The 6,781-nt window shown below is 74.4% G+C and carries 6 protein-coding genes; 4 read left to right on the top strand and 2 right to left on the bottom strand.

From position 1 onward, the window contains the following. Window positions 1–143 precede the first annotated feature (143 nt). Window positions 144–425, bottom strand: coding sequence for an HPr family phosphocarrier protein (locus tag ACFXPK_RS32125; RefSeq protein ID WP_385007999.1), 282 nt, complete (start codon window positions 423–425; stop codon window positions 144–146). A gap of 129 nt (window positions 426–554) precedes the next feature. On the opposite strand from ACFXPK_RS32125, the gene ACFXPK_RS32130 reads away from it, so the two are divergent. The 4 genes from ACFXPK_RS32130 to ACFXPK_RS32145 all read left to right on the top strand — a co-directional run bounded on the left by ACFXPK_RS32130 (window position 555) and on the right by ACFXPK_RS32145 (window position 6,169). Next, window positions 555–3,464, top strand: a complete 2,910-nt coding sequence (locus tag ACFXPK_RS32130; protein ID WP_385080682.1) for a GNAT family N-acetyltransferase — start codon at window positions 555–557, stop codon at window positions 3,462–3,464. Between the two features lie 93 nt (window positions 3,465–3,557). Beyond that, window positions 3,558–4,163 (top strand): DUF5998 family protein, encoded by a 606-nt coding sequence (locus tag ACFXPK_RS32135; protein WP_385007394.1) that lies wholly within the window; start codon window positions 3,558–3,560, stop codon window positions 4,161–4,163. Next, window positions 4,163–5,359, top strand: a complete 1,197-nt coding sequence (locus ACFXPK_RS32140) for an alkaline phosphatase family protein (RefSeq protein ID WP_385007396.1) — start codon at window positions 4,163–4,165, stop codon at window positions 5,357–5,359. Before ACFXPK_RS32135 ends, ACFXPK_RS32140 begins: the two co-directional genes overlap by 1 nt. Window positions 5,360–5,527: 168 nt before the next feature. Beyond that, window positions 5,528–6,169, top strand: coding sequence for a thymidine kinase (locus ACFXPK_RS32145; protein ID WP_385007398.1), 642 nt, complete (start codon window positions 5,528–5,530; stop codon window positions 6,167–6,169). 101 nt (window positions 6,170–6,270) lie between these two features. Here ACFXPK_RS32145 and ACFXPK_RS32150 read toward each other — a convergent pair. Further along, window positions 6,271–6,781, bottom strand: a 511-nt coding sequence (locus ACFXPK_RS32150; protein WP_385080685.1) for a VOC family protein, incomplete at its 5' end; no start/stop codon positions are given.

A 6,781-nucleotide genomic window follows, 5' to 3' on the forward strand; every position in this document is an offset into this window, starting at 1 on the left:
GCTCGCCGCCGCCCCCTCCCCCCCCGACACGCCCCGCCACCCCCCCCCCCCCCCCCACCACGGCTCCGTCGTGGAAATGCTCTCCGGGTGCTCTCCGGATGTGCTCCGGACCGGACCGGACCGGTCCGCGGGGAGTGAGGGGATCAGACCGTCTCGGGCAGCTCGTCGAGCCCCTCGGCGACCAGCTTCGCCAGCCGGTCCAGAGCGGCGTCCGCGCCCTCGGCGTCGGAGACCAGCACGACCTCCTCGCCGCCCTGCGCGCCCAGACCGAGCACCGCGAGCATCGACGCGGCGTTGACGGGGTTGCCGTCCGCCTTCGCGATCGTCACGGGCACGCCGGCGGCCGTGGCGGCGCGGACGAAGATGGAGGCGGGACGGGCGTGCAGGCCCTCGGCCCAGCCGACATTGACGCGGCGCTCAGCCATGGTGTTGCCCTTCAAGTCGCAAAAAGTCTCAAAACAGGTGTCCGGACCAGAGTCTCATGGGGCGCGGGACAGCTCCCCGTCACCCCCGATCGCCGGTCACGGGCGCCGCCCCCGCCGTAGGCTGGCCCCATGGAGCACCCGGAGGACCACGCGTATCCAGGGCACTGGGAGGCGGACGTGGTGCTGCGCGACGGCGGCACCGCCCGGATCAGGCCCATCACCACCGAGGACGCGGAACGCCTGGTCAGCTTCTACGAACAGGTCTCCGACGAGTCGAAGTACTACCGCTTCTTCGCGCCCTACCCGCGCCTCTCCGACCGGGACGTCCACCGCTTCACGCACCACGACTACGTGGACCGGGTGGGACTCGCGGCGACGGTCGGCGGCGAGTTCATCGCGACCGTACGGTACGACCGCACCGACGAGCACGGACGGCCCGCCTCCGCCCCCGCCGACGAGGCCGAGGTCGCCTTCCTCGTCCAGGACGCGCACCAGGGCCGCGGTGTCGCCTCCGCCCTCCTGGAGCACATCGGCGCCGTCGCCCGCGAGCGGGGCATCCGCCGCTTCGCCGCCGAGGTGCTGCCCGCCAACGCCAAGATGATCAAGGTGTTCCGGGACGCCGGCTACACCCAGCGGCGCAGCTTCGAGGACGGAGCCGTACGGCTCACCCTCGACCTGGAGCCGACCGCCGAGTCCCTGGCCGTCCAGCGCGGCCGTGAGCAGCGGGCGGAGGCCCGCTCCGTGCAGCGGCTGCTGGCCCCCGGCTCGGTCGCCGTCGTCGGGACCGGCCGCGCCCCCGGCGGCGTCGGCCGCGCCGTCCTGCGCAACCTGCGCGACGCGGGCTTCACCGGCCGGCTGTACGCGGTGAACAGCGCGTTCCCCGAGTCCACCACCGCGCTCGACGGCGTCCCCGCCGTACGCTCCGTCACCCTGATCGGTGAACCCGTCGACCTCGCGGTCCTCGCCGTCCCCGCCGACCGGGTGCCGGAAGCGGTCGAGGAGTGCGGCCGCTCCGGGGTGCGGGGCCTGGTGGTCCTCTCCTCCGGATACGCGGAGAGCGGCGCCGAGGGCCGCGAACGCCAGCACGCGCTGGTACGGCAGGCCCGCTCGTACGGCATGCGCATCATCGGCCCCAACGCCTTCGGGATCATCAACACCGCCGAGAGCGCCCGGCTGAACGCCTCCCTCGCGCCGGAGCCGCCCGCGCGCGGCCGGATCGGGCTGTTCACCCAGTCCGGCGCGATCGGCATCGCCCTGCTCGCCGGGCTGCACCGGCTCGGCGCGGGGCTCTCGTCCTTCGTCTCGGCGGGCAACCGCGCGGACGTCTCGGGCAACGACATCCTCCAGTACTGGTTCGAGGACCCGGACACCGATGTCGCGCTGCTCTACCTCGAATCGATCGGCAACCCGCGCAAGTTCACCCGGCTCGCCCGGCGCACGGCCGCGGTGAAGCCCGTCGTCGTGGTCAAGGGCGCCCGCCACAGCGGCAGCGCCCCTCCCGGGCACACCGTCCCCGTCACCCGCATACCGGACGCCACGGTCTCGGCGCTGCTGCGGCAGGCCGGGGTGATCCGCGTCGACACGGTCACCGAACTCGTCGACGCGGGGCTGCTGCTCGCCTCCCAGCCGCTCCCCGCGGGCCCGCGCGTCGCGATCCTCGGCAACTCCGAGTCGCTCGGCCTTCTCACGTACGACGCCTGCCTCACGGAGGGCCTGCGCCCGCTGCCGCCCCAGGACCTCACCACGGCCGCGGCGCCCGACGACTTCCGTACGGCTCTCACGGCGGCGCTGGCCGACCCCGGCTGCGACGCCGTCGTGGTGACGGCGATCCCCCGGGTGGGGGAGACGGGCACGGCCGACCCCGACGGCGGCGGCGCGCTGGGCACCGCCCTCAGAACGGCCGCGGCGACGGCCCCGGCGAAGCCGGTCGCGGTGGTCCACGTCGAGATCGGCGGTCTCGCGCAGGCGCTGTCCGCGGCGGCGACCAGCGGCCCCGGCCGCCCGGCCCCGCAGACGACGGCCCCGCCGCCCTCCGAGCCACCGCCGCCCACGTCGCCACCGCCGTCCTCCGAGCCGCCGTCGCCCCGGCCGCCACGGCCCGAGGCGATACCGGCCCCCGCCCTCGACGCTGCCCCCGACGCCGGTCCCGGCACCCCCGACGCCGTACGCCGCCTGCCCGCCTATCCCGCCGCCGAGCGCGCCGTCCGGGCGCTCGCCGAGGCCGTCCGGTACGCGCAGTGGCGGCGCCAGGCCGCCGACCCCGGCAAGGTCCCCGAGTTCCTGGACGACGCCATCGACGCGGGCGCGGCCGCCGCCCTCATCGACCGGCTCCTCGGCGCGGCCCCCGGCACACGCCGGCTCCCCACCGCCGACGCCCACGAACTGCTCGCCCTGTACGGCATCCCCGTACGCCCGACCCTGCCCGCGCCGGGACCCGACGAGGCCGTCGCCGCCGCCGCGCGCCTCGGCTACCCCGTCGCCCTGAAGACCACCGCGCCGCATCTGCGCCACCGCGCCGACCTCGGCGGCGTACGGCTCGACCTCGCCGACGAGGCGCAACTGCGGCTGGCCCACCGCGAGCTGACCGAGACGCTCGGCACCGCCGTCGAGCTGAGCCCCGTCGTCCAGGCCATGGCGCCCCGGGGTGTGGACACCGTCGTACGGGCCGCCATCGACGCCGCCGCCGGCGCCGTGCTCTCCTTCGGGCTGGCCGGCGCCCCCTCCGAACTCCTCGGCGACCTCGCCCACCGGCTGGTGCCCGTCACCGACCGGGACGCCGCCGAGCTGATCCGGTCGATCCGTACCGCGCCGCTCCTCTTCGGCTGGCGCGGCTCCGCGCCGGTCGACACCCCCGCCCTGGAGGAGGTGCTGCTGCGCGTCTCCCGGCTGGTCGACGACCACCCCGAGGTCGTCTCCGTCACCCTGGAGCCCGTCGTCGTCGCCCCGCACGGGGTGTCGGTGCTCGGCGCCACCGTCCGCCTCGCGCCGCCGCCCGCCCGCGACGATCTCGGCCCGCGCACCCTCCCCAGCTATCACTAGGGCGTGTCCGGCGAAGCCTGGAACCCACTGCTCAGCGGCTACCGCCGGGACAGGGCGTCCCCGGCAGCCATCCGGCCACCGTAGGATGAGCGCATGGCGAAGACCGGTACGACGACCCAGGGGCTGCGCACGGCGATCGAGCGCAGCGGCTACTACCCGGCTCTCGTGGCCGAGGCGGTGGAGGCCGCTGTCGGCGGTGAGCCGATCTCGTCGTACCTCGTGCACCAGGAGACCACGTTCGACGCCAACGAGGTGCGGCGGCATGTCACCGTCCTCGTGCTGACCGCCCACCGCTTCATCGTCAGCCACACCGACGAGCAGGCCGCCGACTCCAGTTCCCCGACGCCGTACGCCACCACCTCGACCGAGTCGGTCAAGACCGACCGCATCTCGTCCGTCGTGGTCAGCCGCGTCGTCGCCAACCCGGAGTCGTACAAGCCCGGCACCCTGCCGCGCGAGGTCGTCCTCACCATCGGCTGGGGCGCCGTCTCCCGGATCGATCTGGAGCCCGCCGCCTGCGGCGACCCCAACTGCGAGGCGGACCACGGCTACACGGGCAGCTCCACCGCCGACGACCTGAGCCTGCGGGTCAGCGAGGCGGGCGACGGGCCGGACGCCGTGCGGCAGACGCTCGCCTTCGCGCAGGCGCTCTCCGAGGCGATCGCGGCCACGGCGGCCACCGCGGCGACCGGCCGCTGATGCCGGCCGAGCCCTTCTGGCCGGAGTCCGTCCCGCTCGCCCTCTCCAGCGCCCCGCTTCCCCAGTACGGCAGCGGTTCGCTCGCCGATCTGCTGCCCACGCTCGCCGCGGGCCAGGGCGTACCGGATCTGACCGCGACGATCTCCGAACTGACCCCCGCCGACCGGAACTGCGTCTTTCTGATCGACGGTCTCGGCTGGGAGCAGCTCAAGGCCCACCCGGACGAAGCGCCGTACATGACGTCGCTGCTGGCCACCTCGCGCGGCTCCACCGGGCGCCCCCTCACCGCGGGCTTCCCCGCCACCACCGCGACCTCCCTCGCCTCCGTCGGTACGGGGCTGCCGCCCTCCGCGCACGGTCTGCCCGGCTACACCGTCCGCGACCCCGCCACCGGCGCGCTGATGAACCAGCTCCGCTGGAAGCCGTGGACGGCGCCGCACGTCTGGCAGCCGTACCCCACCGTCTTCGCGCTCGCCGACGCGGCGGGCGTGCACACCGCGCAGGTGTCCTCGCCGACCTTCCAGCACACCCCGCTCACCAAGGTCGCGCTGAGCGGCGGCTCCTTCTTCGGCCGGCTCTCCGGCGAGGACCGGATGGACCTGGCCGCCGAACAGCTCGCCGCGGGCGACCGGTCGCTGGTCTACACGTACTACAGCGAGGTCGACGGCAAGGGGCACCGCTTCGGGGTCGACTCCGACGCCTGGCGCGGCCAGTTGATGTACGTCGACCGGCTCGTCCAGCGCCTCGCCGAGCAGCTTCCGCCCCGAACCGCGCTCTATGTCACCGCCGACCACGGCATGATCGACATCCCCTTCGACGAGGAGTCGCGCATCGACTTCGACGAGGACTGGGAGCTGCGCGCCGGGGTCGCCCTGCTCGGCGGTGAGGGCCGGGCCCGTCATGTCTACGCCGTCCCCGGCGCCACCGCCGATGTCCTCGCGGTCTGGCGCGAGGTGCTCGGCGAACGGTTCTGGGTGGCGAGCCGCGACGAGGCGATCGCGGAGGGCTGGTTCGGCCCGCCGGGCGCGATGGACGAGCGGGTGTACGGGCGGATCGGCGATGTCGTCGCCGCGGCCCACGACGACGTGGTGATCACGGCCACCCGCCAGGAGCCGCACGAGTCGCTGATGGTCGGGATGCACGGCTCGATGACCCCCGTGGAACAGCTCGTCCCCCTGCTCGAAGTACGCTCGTAACCGCTCGTACGTCCGTACGACGTTCCTATGGTGTTCCTACGACGGTCGTACGATGTCCTGGCCGTCCCCCGTGTTCGGTCCCGTACGACCGGGCGGAACCCCCGTACGGTGCCGGTGCGGCGCCCGTCGACCGCAGCAGCCGAAGATCTGAAAGGCCGTCACCCCCTCATGCCAGAGCTGGTGTTCTTCTCCGGAACGATGGACTGCGGAAAGAGCACCCTCGCTCTGCAGATCGAGCACAACCGCTCGGCGCGCGGGCTCCAGGGCATGATCTTCACCCGTGACGACCGGGCCGGCGAGGGCAAGCTCTCCTCCCGCCTCGGTCTGGTCACCGACGCCGTCGAGGCCGCCGAGGGCTTCGACTTCTACGCGTACCTCGTGGACCGGCTCTCCCAGGGCGGCCGGTGCGACTACGTCATCGCCGACGAGGCGCAGTTCCTCGCCCCGGCCCAGGTCGACCAGCTCGCCCGGGTCGTGGACGACCTGGAGCTGGACGTCTTCACCTTCGGCATCACCACCGACTTCCGCTCCAAGCTCTTCCCGGGCTCGCAGCGGCTGGTGGAGCTGGCCGACCGGGTCGAGGTCCTCCAGGTGGAGGCGCTCTGCTGGTGCGGCGCCCGCGCCACGCACAACGCGCGGACGGTCGGCGGCGCCATGGTGGTCGAGGGCGCCCAGGTCGTCGTCGGCGACGTCCACCAGGGCCGCGACGAGATCGGCTACGAGGTGCTGTGCCGGCGCCACCACCGGCGCCGGATGACCGCGGCGAGCGCCCGCGCCGCCGCGCTCTCCCCGGACGTCCTGCCCGTCTAGGGCCTCTCGTCCGGATCTTGCCGGGCTCGCGTGCCCCGCTCCCTGACCCGGCCGGATCCAAACGACAGACCCTGGGCGGAGCGTGCCGGTGTGTGGCGGTCTCAGGCCGACCGTACGATCGTGAAGACCGCGCCCTCCGGGTCCGCGACCGTCGCGTACCGTCCGTTGACGCCCTCGCGCGGCTGCTGGAGCACCTGCCCGCCCAGCTCCGTGACCAGCCGCGCCGCGGCGTCGGTGTCCGCCACCTCGAAGTGCGTCATCCAGTGCGCGCCCCGCTCGCGGGTGAGCGCGCGCCCCACCCCGTGCAGCGAGGCGACGGGACGCCCGCGCAGCCGCAGGGTCAGGAAGTCGAGGTCGGCCGAGACCACCGCCTCCAGGTCGTAGCCGAACAGCGCCGCGTAGAACTTGCCGACCGAGGACGTCTCGCGGGTGATCAGTTCGTTCCAGACGGGCGTGCCGTGCGCCCCGGCCACCGCCGTCCCGGTGTGCGCCGCCGCCTGCCAGATCCCGAAGACCGCGCCCGCCGGGTCGGCGGCGATGGCCATCCGGCCGGCGTCGGCCCCGTCCCGCCGGCCGCCCCCGCCCGTGCCGCCGCCGCGCCAGATCGTGTGG

It is taken from the genome of Streptomyces sp. NPDC059142 (assembly GCF_042755665.1).
Taxonomy (GTDB): Bacteria; Actinomycetota; Actinomycetes; order Streptomycetales; family Streptomycetaceae; genus Streptomyces.

What these genes read in the sequence shown, in the direction of transcription:
- ACFXPK_RS32125 (WP_385007999.1), bottom strand. Translation starts at nt 425, where the DNA reads ATGGCTGAGCGCCGCGTCAATGTCGGCTGGGCCGAGGGCCTGCACGCC.
- ACFXPK_RS32130 (WP_385080682.1), top strand. Translation starts at nt 555, where the DNA reads ATGGAGCACCCGGAGGACCACGCGTATCCAGGGCACTGGGAGGCGGAC.
- ACFXPK_RS32135 (WP_385007394.1), top strand. Translation starts at nt 3,558, where the DNA reads ATGGCGAAGACCGGTACGACGACCCAGGGGCTGCGCACGGCGATCGAG.
- ACFXPK_RS32140 (WP_385007396.1), top strand. Translation starts at nt 4,163, where the DNA reads ATGCCGGCCGAGCCCTTCTGGCCGGAGTCCGTCCCGCTCGCCCTCTCC.
- ACFXPK_RS32145 (WP_385007398.1), top strand. Translation starts at nt 5,528, where the DNA reads ATGCCAGAGCTGGTGTTCTTCTCCGGAACGATGGACTGCGGAAAGAGC.